Source organism: Methanoregula sp. (assembly GCF_028679125.1).
In the GTDB taxonomy this organism is placed as follows: Archaea; Halobacteriota; Methanomicrobia; order Methanomicrobiales; family Methanospirillaceae; genus Methanoregula.
Map to the genome: position 1 here is coordinate 111,940 of NZ_JAJRCG010000004.1, position 17,813 is coordinate 129,752.

Below are 17,813 nucleotides of genomic sequence, written 5' to 3' on the forward strand. Positions count from 1 at the left end.
AATGCTCGTTCAGGACGCAATGACAAAAGATCCGGTTGTCTGTACTGCGGATACCCCCCTTCGGGAGGTTGTCGCGCTCTTCCGGAAACACCATATCGGCGGGCTCCCGGTCATGGAAGGAAAGGAGCTCGTGGGGATGATCACAGAATCAGACCTCATCTCCCTCCTCGAAACCGAACGGATCTCCGATGACCTCTGGCTCCCGTCGCCCTTCGAGGTCATCGAGATCCCGATCCGGGAGTATATCAACTGGGAGAAGACCAAGCACGCGCTGACCAACATCGGCGACATGCCGGCAAAGAAAGTGATGACCCACCGGGTGATAACAGCGACCGGGGAGATGGATGTGGAGGCTGCCGCAGCCCTCATGCTGAAGGAGGGTATCTCCCGGCTCCCGGTTCTTTCGGGTAAGAAGATCGTGGGAATCGTTACGAGGGCGGATATCATCAACGCCATCGGATCTGTATATTCTGAAAAAGAGAGCAGTGAATAAATGTCGTTCAAGAGTATCTGTGCTGTCCCCGGCGTCAAAGCATGGGGTGTAAAAGAGGGAAAGTTCGGCCTTGCGCTCATTGAGGCACAGGGCACGGCAGCCGGTGTCTTTACGGAGAATCTCGTGAGGGCTGCACCGATCGAGCTGATGCGGAAACAGATCAAGGCCGGAAAACTGGAAGCGGTCATCGTCAACAGCGGGTGTGCGAATGCCTACACGGGAAAACGGGGACTTGCCGATGCCGTTACCATGACGGAGTATGCCGGATCAGCGCTCGGGGTAAAACCCACGCGGGTCGGCGTTGCCAGCACCGGCGTCATCGGCCGGTATCTCGACCTGCCCCTCATCGAGCGGCAGAGCAGGGATGTTGCGCCAAAGCTGGTCCACACAGCGGAAGCAGAGATTGCCACCGCACAGGCGATCATGACCACGGACACGGTCCAGAAGCACGCGCTCGTGAAGAAGGAAGGATTCTCAGTCGGCGGTATCTGCAAGGGAAGCGGCATGATTGCCCCGAACATGGGCACCATGCTCGCGTTCATCTATACGGATGCAGAGGTGGGGGCAAAGCCGCTCTCTGAGGCCCTGAAGATGGCGACCAAACGCTCCTTCAACCGGGTGATCGTTGACGGCGACACAAGCACCAACGATATTGCGCTCTGCACGGCAACCGGTGAAGCGGGAAAAGTAAAGAAGGCAGAATTCTCCGCAGCGCTCGAAGAGTGCTGCCGTCTCCTTGCAATGCAGATTGCCGCTGATGGCGAGGGTGCATCCAAGCTGCTGCAGGTCACCGTCACCGGGGCAAAGAAGGAAGACGATGCAGAGAAGGTTGCCCGCACCGTCATCGAATCGCCGCTCGTGAAAACGGCAGTGTACGGCGAAGACCCGAACTGGGGCCGGGTCGTGGCCGCAGCCGGCCGGGCTGGCGTGAAGTTCGATCCGAACGCGGTCTCGCTCTGGATAAGCGATGGCAGCAAGAAGTACCCGCTCGTAAAGTCCGGCGAGATCATCGCCGACCTCGTTGCCGCCAAGAAAGCGATGCACGGCAGGAGCGTGATCTTCATCCTCGATCTTGCCGCAGGAAAGGCGGAAGCGACAACCTGGGGCTGCGATCTCACCGAGCGCTACGTGGAGATCAACGGCAGGTACACGACATGATGAAACGCGAAGACGTGCTCATGGAGGCGCTGCCGTACATCCAGCAGTTCCACGGCAAGACCATCGTGATCAAGCTCGGCGGCCATGCGATGGTCGATCCGGTGGTGCTGGAGAACGCGATCCGGGATGCCGTGCTCCTGCATTACGTCGGTATCCGCGTTGTCCTCGTCCATGGCGGCGGCCCGGAGATCAGCGAGAAGATGAAACAGCTGGGCAAGGAATCTGTCTTTGTCGGGGGCCTGCGGGTGACCGACCAGGAAACACTCGAGATCGCCCAGATGGTCCTGGTCGGCAAGATCAACAAGGGCATCATCTCCCTGATCTCCAAGTGCGGTGCAAAAGGCGTCGGGATCTCCGGCAGTGACGGGAACCTGATCATTGCAAAGAAGATGGATCTCCAGAAGGTCGAGGTCGGCGGCATCCAGAAGGAAGTTGACCTCGGGCATGTCGGCGAGATCGAGTGGATCGACCCCACGCTCCTCAACACCCTGCTCGACAAGGACTACATCCCGGTCGTCTCCCCCATCGCCATCGACAAACACGGGGGCAGCCTGAACATCAACGCCGATACCGCGGCCGGTGACATCGCCATCGCCCTCCATGCCTACAAGCTCGTCAACATGACAGACGTTGACGGCGTCATGGACAAGGGCCGCACAAAAGTCTTCCATAAACTGACCGTCCGCGAGGCAAACGAGCTTCGGAACTCCGGGGCAATCGGTGAGGGCATGATCCCCAAGGTGATGTCCGTTATCAAGGCCGTGGAGAACGGCGTCAGCTACTCCCATATCATCAACGGGAATACCGAGCACAACCTCATCCTCGAGCTCTTCACCCATGACGGTGTCGGGACGATGATCTCCCTCTCCTGATTTTTTGGGGCATTTTATTAACGTATGAGTTGTTAAACAGCTTACAGGATTTCCCCTATGGATAAGACCCTCAAAATTATTGCAGCCGTCCTTGCGGTTGTCGTGGTTGCCAGTATCGCCGTGCTGGCCACCGGGACATTAACCTCGTCCCAGAAACCTGCCGCAGCCGGAGCATCTGCCGGAACAATATACTTCTTTTATGGCGAGGAATGCGTCCATTGCCACAATGTGATGCCATTCATCCTCAATATGACAAAGAAATACCCGGAAGCCGATATCCAGCTCCTCGAAGTCTGGCATAACCAGACCAACAACCGGATCTTCCAGCAGGCACTTGCTGCTGCGGGTGAGACTACTTCGGGCGTCCCCCGGGTCATTGCCGGAACAACGGTCCTCACGGGAGAGGTGGAGATCCCGGAACAGTTCGAGAGCCTCATCCAGGCCTCTCTTAAAAAAAAAAGGTGAGTGACCCGTCTCCCTCAGGGAACCTCTCTTCCGCAACGGGTTCTCCGATCGTTGTCAGCACCCTGAAGGCCGTCTATTTTTACGGTGAAGGGTGCGAGCACTGCGAGAAAGTAAAGCCCGTCATTGCCAGCCTCCGGCAAAAATATCCCGATCTGCAGGTTGAAGCGCTGGAGGTATACCATAATGCCACCAACCAGCAGCGGTTCGTTGATATGAACCGTCAGTATAACATCAGCAGCTCGGGGATCCCGGAGATCTTCATCGGTACCCGTGCGCTCGTCGGTGATGTTGCGATCAGCGGGCAGTTCGAGGCAGCGATCCTTGCCGAGAAAGCCAGGATCGCATCGTGCAACACTACGGAGATCACCCCGGTTCCGGACGGGGAGTGCGCCACCGGTGCCATATCCCTGACCCCCCAGATGGTGATCCTCCCGGCCCTTGTTGACAGTATCAATCCCTGCGCCCTCTCGGTCCTGATCTTCCTTCTCATCCCGCTCGCAGCAGCAGCGAACCGGAGAAGAATCCTGTCCATCGGCGGCGCATACATAGCCGCGGTCTTCCTCTTCCACCTTCTCGTGGGGGTCGGGATCTTCTCGGTTGTCTCCCTCTCCGGCTTCTCGAAGATCTTCTCGCTCATCGGGGGGTCGCTGGCCATTATCTTTGGTATCATCACCCTCTCCGATGTGATACGGAAGCGCGAGACCTTCTTCCTCTCGGTCCCGAAGTCCGGCAAGGGGCTCCTCTCGCACTACAGCCGGATCGCATCCGTTCCCGCTGCGTTCATCCTCGGGATACTCGCCGGGCTGCTCGGGTTCTCCTGCACCGGCGGGATCTACATCAGCATCCTTGCCCTGATGAGCCAGAGCCTGACGGTGGCGGCCGGCCTGCCCTACCTTCTCCTCTATAATGTGATCTTCATCCTGCCGCTCGTGCTGGTAACGCTCCTTGTCGCGTACGGCATATCCCCGGAGAAGGCGGACACCTGGAGGACCGAACACAAACTGGCCCTCCGGCTCGTGATCGGGCTCATCATGATAGCCCTCGGGCTCGTGATCTTCCTCGGGTGGTTCGGGTAAAATCCCGTCCCTGTTTTTAAAAAAGGTTTTATCGCAGCTTGCCTTCACCGGAGCATTGCCGCTGGCGCTCCTCGCTCATGGCAATGAGGATCTCAAAAATTTTCCGGACGGCAACGGGATCGATCGTATGATCCACTGCCTGGCGGGAGACGGATTCGAGAACCACCGCAGTTCGTTTTTCGTCATGGATGGCAATTCCCCCCTCTCTCTTGACTTCCGCCACCCGGTCTGCCAGCTCCTGCCGTTTCGCAATCAGGCGGATGATGGCGGTATCCACCAGGGAGATCTCGGCCCGCACCTGTTCGAGGGACATACCATGTACATTTCCCCGCATTTGCATAAACGTAATGCTTACGAGCCAGAACGCCAAAGCAATTAACAATAGAAAATCCATCTGATCTGGAGTCTTGTATGTTTGAACGAATTTCCCGTCGCGAGGAAGCGGATCTCTTTGTTGCCTGGATGGCAATCGCCCTCGCGTTTACCATCATCAATCTCACGCCGTACGGCATCCTCGGGCCGGTTAACCCGGTCAGCCCGATAAGCGGCCTGATCTATTTCGCGATCGCTCTTTTTACCGTAGGTATCGGGTTCATCCTCCACGAGATGGCCCACAAGTTCATGGCCATCCGGTTCGGGTACTGGGCGGAGTTCGTCAAGGACAACTCCATGCTCCTCATCGCCATCGTGATGGCGGCGCTGGTCGGCTTTGTCTTTGCCGCCCCGGGTGCAACGGTCATCTACTCAAAGGACGGGCGGAGCCTCACCCGCAGGGAAGACGGTCTCATATCGGCGGCAGGCCCGGTCACAAACCTTCTCCTCTGCGGTCTCTTTACCGCACTGTTCTTCATTGCCGGTGGGATAACGGCGCTGAAAAGCGGCAATCTGATCGCCATGATCGGCCTTGCCGGTGTCCAGATCAACGCGATGCTCGCCGCGTTCAATCTCCTGCCGGTCAGCGTGCTTGACGGGCGGAAGGTGCTTGCATGGAACGCCCTGGTATTCATTGTCCTCATTGCTGCGGCATTCGGGACGCTCGTGGCCTCGTATTATCTCCTCTAATCCCCCGCAAATCTTTTTTTCTCCGAAGAAATCATCCGGAACGATCTGATATATCAGGGACATCTCCCGTTGCGATGACGAGGAATTACCGGTGCCCTGTCACGGAGCATCGCACTGCGCCCCGTCTCCCCCGGGGACTGGTGGCGTAAAATAGGGGGTCGTATACAAAGGGAAAAATGTTTTTCAAAACCGCACTTTTTTATTTCAGATGCCCTGCTGAGTTTTCAGTTTCTCTATCTCCGCAACAATTGTCTGCCCCTTCCGGAATGCATCGGCAAGAGCCGTCGGGTGGTTTTTGATCCCCTTGTGCTCATCCATGTTGTTGGCAACGATGTTGCCATAGTATTCGAAACCGGCATCATGGAAGAGGGCGGTGAGCGACGGGTATGCCCCGTCGAAGACATTGTCCCGGTTCTGGCCGGCAGTGGAGATGAAGATCCCCTTGTGCCGGGCAAGGTGTTCAGGAGAAAATTCGAGTGTCTTTGTCACGAACCGCCGGGCCCAGAGAAACTGGCCCCGGTCAATGAACCCCTTGAGCTGGGCGGTGATCCCCATGCTGTAGATCGGGGAGGCAACGACAACGCAATCGGCAGCCATCATCCTTTCAAAGAGCGGAATGGCATCGTCCTTAACGATACATTCGCCATCCTTGTGGCAGGCATTACAGCCCCGGCAGGCCGAGTAGTCGAGATCCTTCAAGACAACCTTCTCAACCACTGCCCCGGCCGAGCGTGCCCCGTCAAGGAAACTGTCGAGCAGGGTCTCGGTGTTCCCATGCCGGTGCGGGCTTCCCGATATTCCAAGAACGGTAACGGTCATGTCAGCATCACCTCAGGCTGCGAGCCGTTTCCTGATCTCAGCGATCATGGTCTTCCCGAGCTGTACTGCATCGGCCTGTGCGGTCGGGTGCGTCCCGATTGCACCCTTCTCGTCAACATGGTTGATCATCAGGTAACTGATATCCGCATCCCTGATGTCGATCACGTGATAGAAGCACTTGACGGACGGAATGGCTGCATCGAAGACATGCGGCCAGTCCTGTCCGGCGCTCGCGAGGAATGCCCCGAGCCGTTTCCCTTTCCGTTCGGGAGGAATGACCGGGAGCCTGAGCACGTACTTCCGCGACCGGAAGACCTGCATGCGATCGATCAGTGCCTTGGCCGGGGCAGCGATGCCCATGCAGTAGATCGGGGCGGAGAGGAGAATGATATCCGCATCGATGATCTTGTCGTGATAGATATCCATCCCGTCCCGCTGGATGCATTTATTCAGTTTCTCGCAGGCATTGCACCCGCGACAGATATTGATATTTGCCTCGGTGAGCGCAGCTTTTTCCACGGAGACTTCCGGGTCCTCTGCCATCGATGCGAGCACCCAGTCGAGCAGCATCTCAGAGTTCCCGTGCCGGCGCGGGCTCCCGGCAAAGGCGAGGACCTTGATTGTCATCACTCTCTTGTTGTCATCGTGCTGTAAAAAAGATGTGGATACTGCCGGTGGACTGGTGCGGGGAGGCCCCGGCATCTTTTCGTGAAGACGTGGTTCGAGAACCTCCACCCCCCACCAACGCCCTCACTCCCGGGTCTGGTCAGCCGGCCTGCCTGTGCTGTAGTGTGCATTCCGGAACCGGATCAGCTCGTCGCAGAACTCGCCTAAGTAATCATCCATGGAGAGGCTGCCCTCTTCAAAGATACAGTCCCCCTCCTCAATGACCTTGTTGATCATGTCCCGGGTGGGGAGGATGAGATCGATCTTCACGCCGGATTTTGCCGATCCCCGGATCAGCGCCTCGCGGAAGAGCCCGATGCAGTACGCGATCCGGAACGTGTACGTGTCCTTCGTCTTTTCAAGATACCCGGCAACGCGGTCGGTCTCGATGCGGAGGAAGTCCTCGAGAATTTTTTTGTCTTTGCACTTCCCGAGCATGTACTTGTAATGGGCGTACGGGTACATTGTTTCGAGTTCCGCGGGAACGATCCCGCAGGTGCCGAAGATGACAAGATGGTACTGCGGTTCACAAAAGACCTGCGAGATTACCATCCGGATCAGCTGGTGGCTCGGGCTGGCGCTGTACGGTTTCCTCACCGCACAGGGCATGAAGATGGCGATGTCCTTGTGCGCAACATCGTACTCGTCGATGATGTACCGGTACGACTGTTCGAACTCCGGGAGATAGAATGGCGGATCCGTGAGGATCGGCCTCGTGCTGTTCTTCCCCTCCGGTTCCTGATCAGCCATCGTCTTCCATACCAGATCGCCCCGGAAGCAGATGAAACCCGCGATCCCCCGGGAAGTAAAAATAAAATAAAAATTTCCGGAATTAAATGTTCTTGTAACAGAGGTACCAGTCCTTGTACTCGTACCCCTCGCTCTGCCTCTTCTCCATCTCGGCCGCGGTCTTTGGCGGCGCCACGACAACCTTGTCGCCCGGCTGCCAGTTGGCCGGTGTCGAGACCTTGTACTTGTCCGTGGTCTGGAGCGCTTTTACAAGCCGGATGATCTCGGGCATGTACCTCCCGTTCTGGAGGGGATAGTAGATCATGGCCCGCATGATCCCCTTGTCGTCAATGAAGAAGACACACCGGACCGCGGCGGTCGTGCTCTGGCCCGGGTGGATCATCCCGTACTTCCCTGCCACCTTCATGTTCAGGTCGGCAATGATCGGGAAGGGGATCTGCACTCCCATCTTCTCCTTTATATCGTGCACCCAGCCCAGGTGGGACGAGACGCTGTCCACCGAGAGGCCGAGCAGCTGCACATTCAGCGCTGCGAGTTCGTCATGGATGGCAGCGAATGCCAGGAACTCGGTGGTGCAGACCGGCGTGAAATCCGCCGGGTGGGAGAAGAGTACCACCCACTTCCCTTTCAGGCTGGAGAGCGAGATCGGGCCGTGGGTAGTCTCTGCCGTAAAGTCCGGGGCAGGCTCGCCGAGGACCGGGAATGAAATGCATTCCTCAGATTCCATCGCGGAGTCCTCCTTACTTCTTCATCACGTCATCGAGCTGGGCCTTGCCGTACACATAGGCAGGCATACCCGAGAGAAGGAACGTGACGCGGAGCGCCTCTTCCACCTCTGCCTTGGTGACGCCGATAGCAGCAGCACCGGCAATCTGGGCGCGGACCGCATGCTGATCGCGGAGGGCGGCGGCGATCGCAATCGCGATAATCTTCTTGGTCTGCTTCGTGAGCTTGCCATCATCCCAGATGTGGTTCTCGAACTTCATCACGAGATCGAACATCTCGGGATCGTTTGTCGTCAGCTCCCTGAAGAACTTCGGGACTTTCCCGATCTGCTTCTCAAGATGTCTGAGATCTTTTCCCGTTGCCGCTGCCTTTCCGGCAACCGGCTTCTTTGCCGGTGCCTTCTTTACCATCGGTTTTTTTACTGCCATTTTTTACTCCTCCAGTTGCATGGGTTCGCCGCAGCAGATCAGTTCTCCGCCGCCGGCTTCCTTTACAACAACCACATTTCCGCAGATCTCACACCTGAAGACCTGCCCATCCCTGGATACGTTCACCATAATGACTGTGCTCCCCTTAAGGTAATTCCTGGTGCCGGGCTCTGCACTGCTGCATTCAGCCGGCTGCTGCCGGAACCCGGCACCAGTGTTCATACCATGGTACCCTGCGTGAAAAAATAAGGAATTACAGGGATTTCTTACCGCGTTTCGGCGGGTGCATTGCATCTTCCGGCGTCTTTATGTCCGGGCGGATGTGGGTCATCGGGAAGCACTGGTACTCTGCGCAGGAGCATGCCGGACATTTCCGTAAGTCCTGCTCGGTCTTGTCGAGGGTCAGTTCCTTTCCGCAGTCAATACAGACATATTTTCCCGGGCCGACCTTCTGGCCTGCACTGTAGGTCTTCTCTTCAGTCAAACGTAACACCAAACGTTCCATTCACGTGGCAGATATATATGGATTGTGTTGATACCAATCCGGGCAGCCTGATCCACTGACGGCCGGAGCGGATACCACGGGCAAAACTATATGACCTCTTTTCCCTCCAGTTGTAGTATGGCCGGCAGGATTATCGGGATACTCGGGAGCCCCCTCCCTGAGGGAAATACAGCCCGCCTGCTGGTACAGGCGTTAAACGGGGCACGGGATGCCGGCTGCACCGTGGAAACGATCGCCGTATCGAACCTCTGTTTCGAAGACTGCCAGGAGATGTTGTTCTGCAGGGATCACGAGACCTGCATCATGGATGACGACATGCAGCAGCTGTACCCGAAGCTGCGCGAGGCAGACGGGATCATTCTTGCCACACCCATCATGTTCATGGGCATCCCCGGGAAACTCAAGTCCTTCATGGACCGCTGCCAGGTATTCTACATGGCGAAGTACGAGCGGAAAAATTCCCTTGTTCCTGCTGAAAAGAGGGCGAACCGAAGGGCACTCTTCATCTGCATCTCCGGCATGAAGGTCCCGGAGGTGTTTGTCGGTGCCAAGCTGACAACAAAGGCGTTCCTCGACATCATCGACTGCCAGTACGGGGACGAGCTGCTGGTCAGCGACATGGACACCCTCCGCGATGTCACGCAGCAGCCGGTTCTCATGGAGACCGCGTACGCCAGGGGCCTGGCTCTCGGTAAGGCACTCAACCCGTAATTTGCATTCTCTCTCACTCTTTTCAGACCAGCCCGCGTTCCCGCATGCTCAGGTGCCCTGCCTTCGTCACGATCAGGTGATCGATGAGCTGGATGCCCACGAGCGATCCAGCTTCCTTGAGCTGGGCGGTGATCGCGATATCCTGGGAGCTCGGCTCAAGGGAGCCCGAGGGGTGGTTGTGCACGCAGATGATCGATGCGGCCCTGTCCGTGATCGCATCGGCAAAGACCTCTCGCGGGTGGACGAGGCTGTGATTCAGGAGCCCGACCGTGATGACCCGGTTACCCAGCACCTCGCCCGCTCCGTTGAGGGTGATGCAGCAGAAGTGCTCCTGCCGCTTGTCCCGGAGGTGGGCGACAAGAGGGAGTATGTCGTCGGGCCTCGTCACCCTCCCACCCGCAGGTTCCGGTGCAAAATACCGTCGCCCCATCTCAAAACAGGCCAGGATCTGCGATGCCTTCGTAGGACCGATCCCCTCGATTGCCCGGATATCATCGTACCTGATCTCCTTCTTCTCCCGGAGGATCCCGCATACCTCTTTTGCGAGTTCCCGCACGTCCCGCTGCCGGGTACCCCTCCCGATGATCGCCTCCATCAGCTCCGTGTCCGAGAGTGCACCGGCACCTTTCCGGGCAATCTTCTCGCGGGGCCGGTCCAGGAGCGGTACATCTCTCATCTTCTTCATCGGCAAACGGTCTCCCTCTCCTTCATTTCGGGTCCACCCTCTCGTATGATAACGATTCACTTTTATTTAATTTAAATTATCCCGTTCAATTAATGATCACGTTTCCATCCAAGTGCCTCATAAAGAATATTTAAATGACCTCTTCTCCATACCATTTCAGTATGGCAACCATTGACAATGCAAAGGAGGCATTTGCCGGCGAATCGCAGGCAAACCGGAAATATCTCGCGTTTTCCGAGAAGGCCGCCGAGGAAGGATTCAGGAGCGTGGCAACGCTCTTCAAGGCAGCGTCTGAGGCCGAGGCCATCCATGCAAAGAAGCTGTTAAAGGTGATCTCGGCGGTTGGCACCACTGCCCAGAATCTTGAAGGGGGTATCGCAGGAGAGACCGATGAGTTCACTACCATGTACCCGGGATTCCTCAAAACTGCCGAGGAAGAGAAGAAGACCGATGCGATCCTCGCGTTCACCCATGCAATGAAGGCAGAGCAGGTCCATGCCGGGCTGTACAAGAAAGCCCTTGATGCCATCAGGGCGGGTCACGATCTCGGGAGAGAGAAGGTGTTTCTCTGCCCGGTCTGCGGAAACATCGAGCTCGGCAAGGCTCCCGACAAATGCCCGATCTGCGGTGTCTTTGCCAAGCAGTTCCGGGAGATCACCCTCTAATCTTTTTCTTCGCTCTTCTCACCGTTACCGGGTGTTTCTCCGGTCTCGTTGGATCCGGCGGGTGCCGGTTCCTGCTGATGGTTTGCAGATTTGCGCCGGTGTATCCAGATTGCGACCACCAGTATTGCTATCAGGGTCGCCCACGATGCTGAATAGATCACGATGCTGGGATTGACGAGCAGGGTCTTGGGGATGTCAATCGGTGGTGACGGGGGTGTTGCAATGCACTGGAACACGACCTCGACACTGGCCGGGAACCGGTATTCTCCGTCAAAATACCGGAGGTATACCGTGGCATTACCGGAGGGGATCACACCTTCTACCGGTGTATTGTGGGTGTTCGGGAAGGCAATCGACCGGTCAACGCGTTTTGTCCCGTCTGCGATCTCGACATACCATGCGTCCGGGTATGATGAAGAGAAGAGATCGCGTGCCCCGACTACCAGTTTCGATCCCGCCGGCACGGAAACCTGCACGGTCCCGTTGGTGGTTTTGTCGGGGAACACGAAGGTCCTGGTTGCCGTCTCCCCGTTATTGAGCTGTACGGAACCGGAAACGATCCCGGGGAACGTGGCGGTTGCATTCGCCGGCGCGGCGTGGATGGTTCCCGGCTCCGCGGAGCAGAGGAACCGGTCATCCATCGCCTGGCTGTATCCCAGTGCCGTATCGTAGATCCTGACCTCATCGAGCCCGCCCTTCAGGTATCGGGGACTGACGGTGTCCGGGAAGGTCTGCGTCCCGGCATCGGCCCCGAGAAGGACATAGTTGGCATACTCGTAGTGGATGTCGCCCGTTGCATTGACGCGGTTTCTCAGTGCCCCGTCAAGATAGATCTTTGCGGTCTCGCCGTCATAGGTTCCGGTGACATGATGCCACTGGCCGGGCGTGATCCCCTCGTGCTGTACCGGCACGGTGACCAGACCGGACTTCTCCGTATTGATGACCCACCACAGGTCGTTCCCGTCTCCGAACCCTAACCAGTACCCGCCGTCCTCATACGTGGAGATCAGCGTCTGGGGCTCGAACGAGTCCACGTAGAACCAGGTGGATACGGTGATCGCCTTCGCCGGGTGGTTCAGCGATGTGTGGGGGATGCTGACGTACTCCCCGGTGCCGTTGAACAGCAGTGCCCCCCCGCACCCGCCGCTTCCGGTACGTATGGCCCCGACCGTTGTCCCGGCGTTCCCGTGGCCGGATGCATCGAGGAGCGTGAGGCCGCTTCCCTCATTGAAGTCGAGATACAGGGCCGGGTTGGCCGGTGTTCCCGCTGCAGCGGAGGCGGCATGAGCGCTGCCGGCGAGAGCCAGGAGCACGATGCCAAGGGTGAGAATCTGCCGCATCCTCCGGACGAAGGGGTCGACGTACATGGTAGTTACCAATGGTGTATTTGGATTCGGTGAAAAAGAAGATTGCGATGGAAACGGCTTTTGTCCCTGTCAGTATGTTTATATTTTCCCGGAACCTTTTACGGGTTGATGAGCAAAGTCACCGTGTATTCGACCCAGAACTGCCCGTACTGCCGGATGGCCAAGGCGTTCCTTGAGAAGAACGGCGTGTCGTACGAGAGCATCGATGTTGGTGCTGATGAGAAGGCAGCAAAGAAGATGATCGAGCTCTCGGGGCAGCGGGGAGTCCCGGTCATTACGGTGGACGATAAAGTGATTGTCGGGTTCGATGCCCGGCGGCTCAACGAGCTCTTTGGCAGCACCGCTATGCCGGATGTCCATGATGTCCTGATTGTCGGTGCCGGCCCGGCGGGGCTGACGGCCGGGGTGTACTGCTCCCGGAAGATGCTCAATACCATGATCGTCACCGAGAATATCGGGGGGCAGGCGCTGGAGTCGTGGGCGATCGAGAACTACATGGGCTACCGGATGATCTCGGGCGAGGACCTGATGAAGAAGTTCGAGGAGCAGGCGCGGATGCTCCACATCCGGCTGGAGCTGGACCGGGTCGTCTCCGCTGCACGGGAAGACGACCTCTTCGTGGTAACGACTGCTTCAGGGAACAGGATACAGGCACGGGCGCTGATCCTCACGCAGGGGAACAAGCCGAAGAAGCTGGGCGTGGCAGACGAGGATAAGTATCTCGGCCGGGGCCTCTCGATCTGCGCTACCTGCGACGGCCCGCTCTACAAGGGGAAGCGGGTTGCGGTGGTGGGCGGCGGGAACGCTGCGCTCCAGACCGCACTCGAGATGAGCAAGCTCGCAGCATCGGTGATCCTGATCGTCCGGAGCACCATCAGGGCGGACCCGCTCTATGTTGAGAAACTGAACGCGATACCCAACATCATCGTGCACAAGCAGTCGCAGGTTGCGGCACTTCACGGGGACACGTTCCTCTCCGGCATCACCATCAAAGATGAGAAGGGCGCTGAACAGGTGATCGATCTCGACGCGGTTTTCATCGAGATCGGGTGGCTCCCGAACACGGAGATGGTGGAAGGTCTGGTGGACCTGAACGAGAAGAAGGAGATCATCGTGGATATCAATGGCCGTACCAGTGCGCCCGGCATCTTTGCGGCCGGGGACGTGACCAATGTCCGGAGCAAGCAGATCATCATCGCGTCCGGTGAAGGGGCGAAGGCGGCGCTTGAGGCGTACGAGTACCTGGGGCAGCAACGCTGAAGGAACAATGGGATCGTTTGCCCGGATTTTTTTGAAATTTTTTCCGGTTTTTAGATTTTCAACCGGGCTCTTTGAGAAATAAAAAATTCGGACAGATGATTCTGGAAATGTTTTTTGGTGCCGGGATTTTCCGGAGGTGCCTGAACCCTGTTTGCAGATCCAAGGCAGGACCCCGGATGGATCCCCTCCGGGTGGGTTCAGCCCCCCTTCCCCGACAGGGTTTACCGTCGGAGAACCTTCTCCCGGGGAGTACCTCTCCTGCCCAATACCCATGTTTTTCAAATCTGGCTCTTTTTGCCAAACAGAGTCCATTTTAACCGAATTTATCCGGCCCCTGAAATTTAGGGTAACCGAAAAACTTCGTAATTCACCTAAAACACCCTGCTAATTCATTTTAAATCGCGCTATACTCGCCCGGATTCCAAATTTTTACGCCGGAGGGGCAAAACTTCGTAATTAGACCCTGTGTAATTCCACGATCAGGGAGGGGAATGAGGTAAAACACGTGTTACGGGAAGGTGGATCGGTGGATCCGGAGTGATCCGTGATCCTGGACGATCGTGCAGAAATCCGTTATAAAAAAAACCGGGACTTAAAAAAAAGGTGATTAGGTAAAGTCCACCAAAAGTGCTATAAACCTGAAACAAAATTTTCATTACCGCTCTTGGGGGCTCCGGCAAGCCTCCGCCCCCGCCGCTCGGACATCCCCCGGTTGCGATAGTGCCGTATAACCTGTACCTGTGTGTGCCCCCAATTAAGGTAATGCCGAGGCATCGCTAATAGCGCCCCGTCCCCCTCGGGGGACTGGCGGCGCAAGAGGGGGGCTGTATTTTTGTGTTCTCTGGAGCGCAAATCTAAAAAAACCTGAATTGGCTCAATACTAACCATGGGTTAGTGGTGGACTTTACCTAACCACTAAAAAAATATTTCAAAAAATCCGGACTGCCGGACAGGATCTCATCTCTTCGATCCCGCGGCTTTCTTCCGGTCCTTCTCCCGGTACCCTTCCAGCAGCACCGTAGCAATATTTTTCACCGGCTTATCGGTATGCCCGGCAATGTGGAACTCGCAGAACGGGCAGGAGGTGATGACGATATCCGCGCCGGTCTTTTTGATCTCTTCGCCCCGCCGTTTGCCAAGCGCCGCCGCCTCGTCAGGGTTGCCGGCCCGGACACCGCCTCCCGAGCCGCAGCAGATGGATGGCATCTCCACGAGATCCACGACCTGCCGGATCAATGCCCGGGGCTGGTCGCGGATGTCCTGTCCCCGCATGAGATGGCAGGGGTCGTGGTAGGTTGCCTTGATCGGGAGCCGTGCCGGGGGCTCGATGCCGTACCTGGTCAGGAGTTCGTTGATGTCGATGACCGCAAACGGGGTCTGGTAATCCTTCTTGAGCGTAGTGCCACAGCCGGCGCACATCGTGAGCACGGTGTCGATGCCCCGTGATTTGAACGTCTCGATATTGCGGCGCTTGAGCTCATCGATATACGCGAGATTCCCGGTCCGGATGAGCGGCGAGCCGCAGCAGACCTGCTCCTTGGGGATGATGACCCGGATGCCGTTCCTCCGCAGGACCTCCATGGCATCGAGCGCCGACTGCTGCTGCCGGAGATTGTACATGCAGCCGACAAAGAACCCGACCGTTGCCTTCACCGGGCCATCGGGTTCGATGACACCCGGGACTTTCTCCAGGAACGATTCCGAAGTCCGGGGGATGCTCCGCCCGGTCTCCTGCACGAGTGCCGCGACCTCCATGTGCCGGGGCAGGGAGAGTCCCCGCTTGTTCGCGTGCGCCCGGAGTTTCTCGATCGCCTTTCCCGGTATCTCAATCGACTTCGGGCAGACCTTCCAGCAGGCCTGGCAGGTGGTACAGAAGAAGAGGCCGTCCCGGATTGCATCCGGGATCCGGTCGCCGCTGTCCCGCGGGTCGAGCACGAGCCGCATCTCCTGCCGCATCGCGGTCGGGCCGATGAACTTCGTCACGTCCACCGCGGGACAGACCGAGACGCACGAGAGACACTCGATGCAGTCCTTCAAGGGTTTTATCGCATCGATGTCGGCCTTCTTCGGGAGGACGACGTCCTTCTTCGGCAGCAGGGATGCGATCTGGTCGAGCCTCGGTATCAGGTCGGTCACGAGATCCTTCTTCACGGCAAGGTTCAGGGGCTCGATCGTGATCCGGTCCTTTGCCTCTTCCATGCAGGCAAGCACCGGCTCGCCGTTCACCCGCACCGCACAGCTCCCGCACTGGCCCGAAGCGCAGGAGTAACGGTACGAGAGCGTGGGATCAAGGGTGTCGTGGATCGCGTGGAGCACGTGGAGGACCCGGGCACCGTCATTGACCTTCACGGTGTAGGACTCGACGTGCGGCCCGGTGTCCTTGTCCGGGTCAAACCGCCGGATCCGCACGGTCAGCTCCTTCATTGCTTCCCCTCCCGGATCTCGATTCCTTCACGTGCACGTGACAGGAACGTATGGCCGAAGGGCGAGTGCTCCGCATCATGGGTCTGGACGATATCGGTGCGGACGTGCGCCCCCCGGGACTCGGTGCGGAGCAGGGCGGCCCGGCAGATGAGCGAGGCGGTGAGGCACATGTTCTCCAGGATGCAGCACTCTGCAAGGTTCCGTGGCGATGCCGCCCTGATGCGGGAGGGGGCGAGCTGCTTTACCAGTGCCAGCGTCTTTTCGAGATCGCCCGCGTTCCGGAAGATGCCGGCGCCTTCCCACATGGCGAGCTGGAGTTTCTTTCTGACCTGCGACGGGTTGATGGTGCCCGCGAGGAACCGGTTCAGCCGGTCCTGCTGTGCATCGACCTGCTGCTGGTCCACGATCTTCTTCCGCGGTGCGGCTTTCCCTGCCGACTCCCCGGCCCGTTTCCCGAAGACCTGCGTCTCGGCCAGGGCATTGCCGCCGAGCCGGTTGGCGCCATGCACGCTGCCGGATACTTCCCCGCAGGCAAAGAGCCCGGGCAGGGTAGTCCTGCACTCAGACGTGATCCGGAGGCCGCCCATGATGTGGTGGGCCGTGGGGGCCACTTCCATGGGGGTCGTGCGGATGTCCACGCCGAACTTTTTGAACTGTTCGAGCATCACCGGGAGGCGGCTCTCGATCTGCTCGCGGGGCAGGTGCGTGACATCGAGGTATACCCCGCCATTCGGCGTTCCCCTCCCCTTGAGGATCTCGGTGGCGATCGCCCGTGCCACCACATCGCGGGTGGAGAGTTCCATCCGGGCCGGGTCATAGGTCTTCATGAACCGCTCGCCGTTCACGTTCTTGAGAACCCCGCCTTCGCCCCGGACCGCCTCGGTCACGAGCCGTCCCCGGGCATCGTAGGGCTGTATCGCGCCGGTCGGGTGGAACTGGACCATCTCCATGTCGATCAGTTCCGCGCCGGCCCGGTAGCCCATCGCGTACCCGTCGCCCGTACCGCTCGACGAGTTGGTGGAGATATCGTAGACTTTTGTCCCCCCGCCCGTTGCAAGGATCGTGCTGTCCGCTTTGAGGAGGACAAGGCGGCCCTTCTCGTCCAGCGCCATGGCCCCGATGACCGCATCGCCATCTTTCAGCAGGTCGATGACCGTGTATTCCTGGAGGGTCTCGACATCCGTTGCAGCGAGACGGTCAACAAGCGTCATCATCATCTCGTGGCCGGTCCGGTCGCCCGCATAACAGGTCCGGGGGAACCGCTGGCCCCCGAACGGGCGCTGGGCAACTTCATCAGCATCCGTGAAATCGAAGACCGCACCCCACTTCACGAGATCGCCCATGCGCAGGGGCGCTTCTTTCGTCAGGATGTCCACGAGCTCCGGGTCGTTGAGGTATGCTCCGCCTTTCAGCGTGTCCTCGTAATGGCCCCCGCACGAGTCCAGTTCCCGCAGGACCGCGTTGTATCCGCCTTCCGCCATCGTGGTGCACCCTCCCTTCCCCACGATGGTCTTGGAGATGAGGACGGTCTTTCCAAACTGCGACGCCTCGATCGCTGCGCGGACGCCTGCACCTCCGCTCCCGATCACGAGCACGTGGCAGTCACAAACCTCATCTGCAAGCATCTTATTATTTTGTGGTCGTATAGGTACATAAATAAATGGCACGTCAATTGGCACGG

Annotated in this window: 21 protein-coding genes; 9 read left to right on the forward strand and 12 right to left on the reverse strand. The window is 58.2% G+C overall.

The window, feature by feature from the left end; genetic code table 11:
• Position 1 precedes the first annotated feature (1 nt).
• The 5 genes from LUQ43_RS04550 to LUQ43_RS04570 are packed head-to-tail and all read left to right on the forward strand — an operon-like array spanning position 2 to position 4,064.
• Positions 2 to 493 (forward strand): CBS domain-containing protein, encoded by a 492-nt coding sequence (locus LUQ43_RS04550; protein ID WP_299964411.1) that lies wholly within the window; start codon positions 2 to 4, stop codon positions 491 to 493.
• Positions 494 to 1,651, forward strand: coding sequence for a bifunctional glutamate N-acetyltransferase/amino-acid acetyltransferase ArgJ (gene argJ / locus LUQ43_RS04555; protein ID WP_299964413.1), 1,158 nt, complete (start codon positions 494 to 496; stop codon positions 1,649 to 1,651).
• Positions 1,651 to 2,523 carry an acetylglutamate kinase gene (argB, locus tag LUQ43_RS04560; RefSeq protein WP_299964571.1) on the forward strand — a complete coding sequence of 291 codons (873 nt, stop codon included), beginning with the start codon at positions 1,651 to 1,653 and terminating at the stop codon, positions 2,521 to 2,523. Before argJ ends, argB begins: the two co-directional genes overlap by 1 nt.
• A gap of 57 nt (positions 2,524 to 2,580) precedes the next feature.
• On the forward strand, positions 2,581 to 2,988 hold the full coding sequence (locus LUQ43_RS04565) for a hypothetical protein (protein WP_299964415.1): 408 nt from the start codon (positions 2,581 to 2,583) through the stop codon (positions 2,986 to 2,988).
• Positions 2,985 to 4,064 carry a cytochrome c biogenesis protein CcdA gene (locus LUQ43_RS04570; RefSeq protein ID WP_299964418.1) on the forward strand — a complete coding sequence of 360 codons (1,080 nt, stop codon included), beginning with the start codon at positions 2,985 to 2,987 and terminating at the stop codon, positions 4,062 to 4,064. The genes LUQ43_RS04565 and LUQ43_RS04570 overlap by 4 nt, the downstream gene beginning before the upstream one ends.
• Positions 4,065 to 4,092: 28 nt before the next feature.
• Here LUQ43_RS04570 and LUQ43_RS04575 read toward each other — a convergent pair whose 3' ends face one another.
• Positions 4,093 to 4,377 carry a chorismate mutase gene (locus LUQ43_RS04575; protein ID WP_299964420.1) on the reverse strand — a complete coding sequence of 95 codons (285 nt, stop codon included), beginning with the start codon at positions 4,375 to 4,377 and terminating at the stop codon, positions 4,093 to 4,095.
• Between the two features lie 98 nt (positions 4,378 to 4,475).
• Here LUQ43_RS04575 and LUQ43_RS04580 point away from each other — a divergent pair, with 98 nt between their 5' ends.
• Positions 4,476 to 5,126, forward strand: coding sequence for a peptidase M50 (locus LUQ43_RS04580; RefSeq protein ID WP_299964423.1), 651 nt, complete (start codon positions 4,476 to 4,478; stop codon positions 5,124 to 5,126).
• Between the two features lie 204 nt (positions 5,127 to 5,330).
• On the opposite strand, the gene LUQ43_RS04585 is transcribed toward LUQ43_RS04580, so the two are convergent.
• From LUQ43_RS04585 to LUQ43_RS04615, 7 genes are all read right to left on the reverse strand, one after another.
• A complete protein-coding gene (locus LUQ43_RS04585; RefSeq protein ID WP_299964425.1) occupies positions 5,331 to 5,945 on the reverse strand; it encodes a flavodoxin family protein in 615 nt (204 codons plus the stop codon).
• 12 nt (positions 5,946 to 5,957) lie between these two features.
• Positions 5,958 to 6,572 carry a flavodoxin family protein gene (locus LUQ43_RS04590; RefSeq protein ID WP_299964427.1) on the reverse strand — a complete coding sequence of 205 codons (615 nt, stop codon included), beginning with the start codon at positions 6,570 to 6,572 and terminating at the stop codon, positions 5,958 to 5,960.
• A gap of 123 nt (positions 6,573 to 6,695) precedes the next feature.
• Positions 6,696 to 7,361, reverse strand: a complete 666-nt coding sequence (locus tag LUQ43_RS04595; RefSeq protein ID WP_299964430.1) for a DUF5591 domain-containing protein — start codon at positions 7,359 to 7,361, stop codon at positions 6,696 to 6,698.
• An 82-nt stretch (positions 7,362 to 7,443) separates the two neighbouring features.
• Positions 7,444 to 8,088 carry a peroxiredoxin gene (locus LUQ43_RS04600; RefSeq protein ID WP_299964432.1) on the reverse strand — a complete coding sequence of 215 codons (645 nt, stop codon included), beginning with the start codon at positions 8,086 to 8,088 and terminating at the stop codon, positions 7,444 to 7,446.
• A 13-nt stretch (positions 8,089 to 8,101) separates the two neighbouring features.
• Entirely contained in the window at positions 8,102 to 8,515 is a 414-nt protein-coding gene (locus LUQ43_RS04605; protein ID WP_299964434.1) for a carboxymuconolactone decarboxylase family protein, read from the reverse strand.
• A 3-nt stretch (positions 8,516 to 8,518) separates the two neighbouring features.
• Positions 8,519 to 8,644: a desulfoferrodoxin FeS4 iron-binding domain-containing protein gene (locus tag LUQ43_RS04610; RefSeq protein ID WP_299964573.1), complete on the reverse strand. Its 126-nt coding sequence runs from the start codon at positions 8,642 to 8,644 to the stop codon at positions 8,519 to 8,521.
• A 124-nt stretch (positions 8,645 to 8,768) separates the two neighbouring features.
• Positions 8,769 to 9,020: a hypothetical protein gene (locus LUQ43_RS04615; protein WP_299964436.1), complete on the reverse strand. Its 252-nt coding sequence runs from the start codon at positions 9,018 to 9,020 to the stop codon at positions 8,769 to 8,771.
• A 117-nt stretch (positions 9,021 to 9,137) separates the two neighbouring features.
• Between LUQ43_RS04615 and LUQ43_RS04620 the strand changes: the two genes are divergently transcribed.
• On the forward strand, positions 9,138 to 9,731 hold the full coding sequence (locus LUQ43_RS04620; RefSeq protein ID WP_299964439.1) for a flavodoxin family protein: 594 nt from the start codon (positions 9,138 to 9,140) through the stop codon (positions 9,729 to 9,731).
• Positions 9,732 to 9,753: 22 nt separating this feature from the next.
• Here the strand turns inward: LUQ43_RS04620 and radC are convergent, their stop codons facing one another.
• Positions 9,754 to 10,416 carry a DNA repair protein RadC gene (gene radC, locus LUQ43_RS04625; protein WP_299964441.1) on the reverse strand — a complete coding sequence of 221 codons (663 nt, stop codon included), beginning with the start codon at positions 10,414 to 10,416 and terminating at the stop codon, positions 9,754 to 9,756.
• A gap of 161 nt (positions 10,417 to 10,577) precedes the next feature.
• On the opposite strand from radC, the gene LUQ43_RS04630 reads away from it, so the two are divergent.
• Positions 10,578 to 11,081: a rubrerythrin family protein gene (locus tag LUQ43_RS04630; RefSeq protein ID WP_299964444.1), complete on the forward strand. Its 504-nt coding sequence runs from the start codon at positions 10,578 to 10,580 to the stop codon at positions 11,079 to 11,081.
• Here the strand turns inward: LUQ43_RS04630 and LUQ43_RS04635 are convergent.
• Positions 11,078 to 12,448, reverse strand: a complete 1,371-nt coding sequence (locus LUQ43_RS04635) for a LamG domain-containing protein (RefSeq protein ID WP_299964446.1) — start codon at positions 12,446 to 12,448, stop codon at positions 11,078 to 11,080. The genes LUQ43_RS04630 and LUQ43_RS04635 overlap by 4 nt on opposite strands.
• A gap of 108 nt (positions 12,449 to 12,556) precedes the next feature.
• Between LUQ43_RS04635 and LUQ43_RS04640 the strand changes: the two genes are divergently transcribed.
• Positions 12,557 to 13,708, forward strand: a complete 1,152-nt coding sequence (locus LUQ43_RS04640) for a Uxx-star family glutaredoxin-like (seleno)protein (protein ID WP_299964448.1) — start codon at positions 12,557 to 12,559, stop codon at positions 13,706 to 13,708.
• 957 nt (positions 13,709 to 14,665) lie between these two features.
• On the opposite strand, the gene tfrB is transcribed toward LUQ43_RS04640, so the two are convergent.
• Positions 14,666 to 16,132: a fumarate reductase (CoM/CoB) subunit TfrB gene (gene tfrB / locus LUQ43_RS04645; protein WP_299964451.1), complete on the reverse strand. Its 1,467-nt coding sequence runs from the start codon at positions 16,130 to 16,132 to the stop codon at positions 14,666 to 14,668.
• The gene (gene tfrA, locus LUQ43_RS04650) at positions 16,129 to 17,757 is read right to left on the reverse strand and encodes a fumarate reductase (CoM/CoB) subunit TfrA (RefSeq protein WP_299964453.1); all 1,629 of its coding nucleotides are present in this window, start codon (positions 17,755 to 17,757) and stop codon (positions 16,129 to 16,131) included. Before tfrA ends, tfrB begins: the two co-directional genes overlap by 4 nt.
• Positions 17,758 to 17,813: the final 56 nt, after the last annotated feature.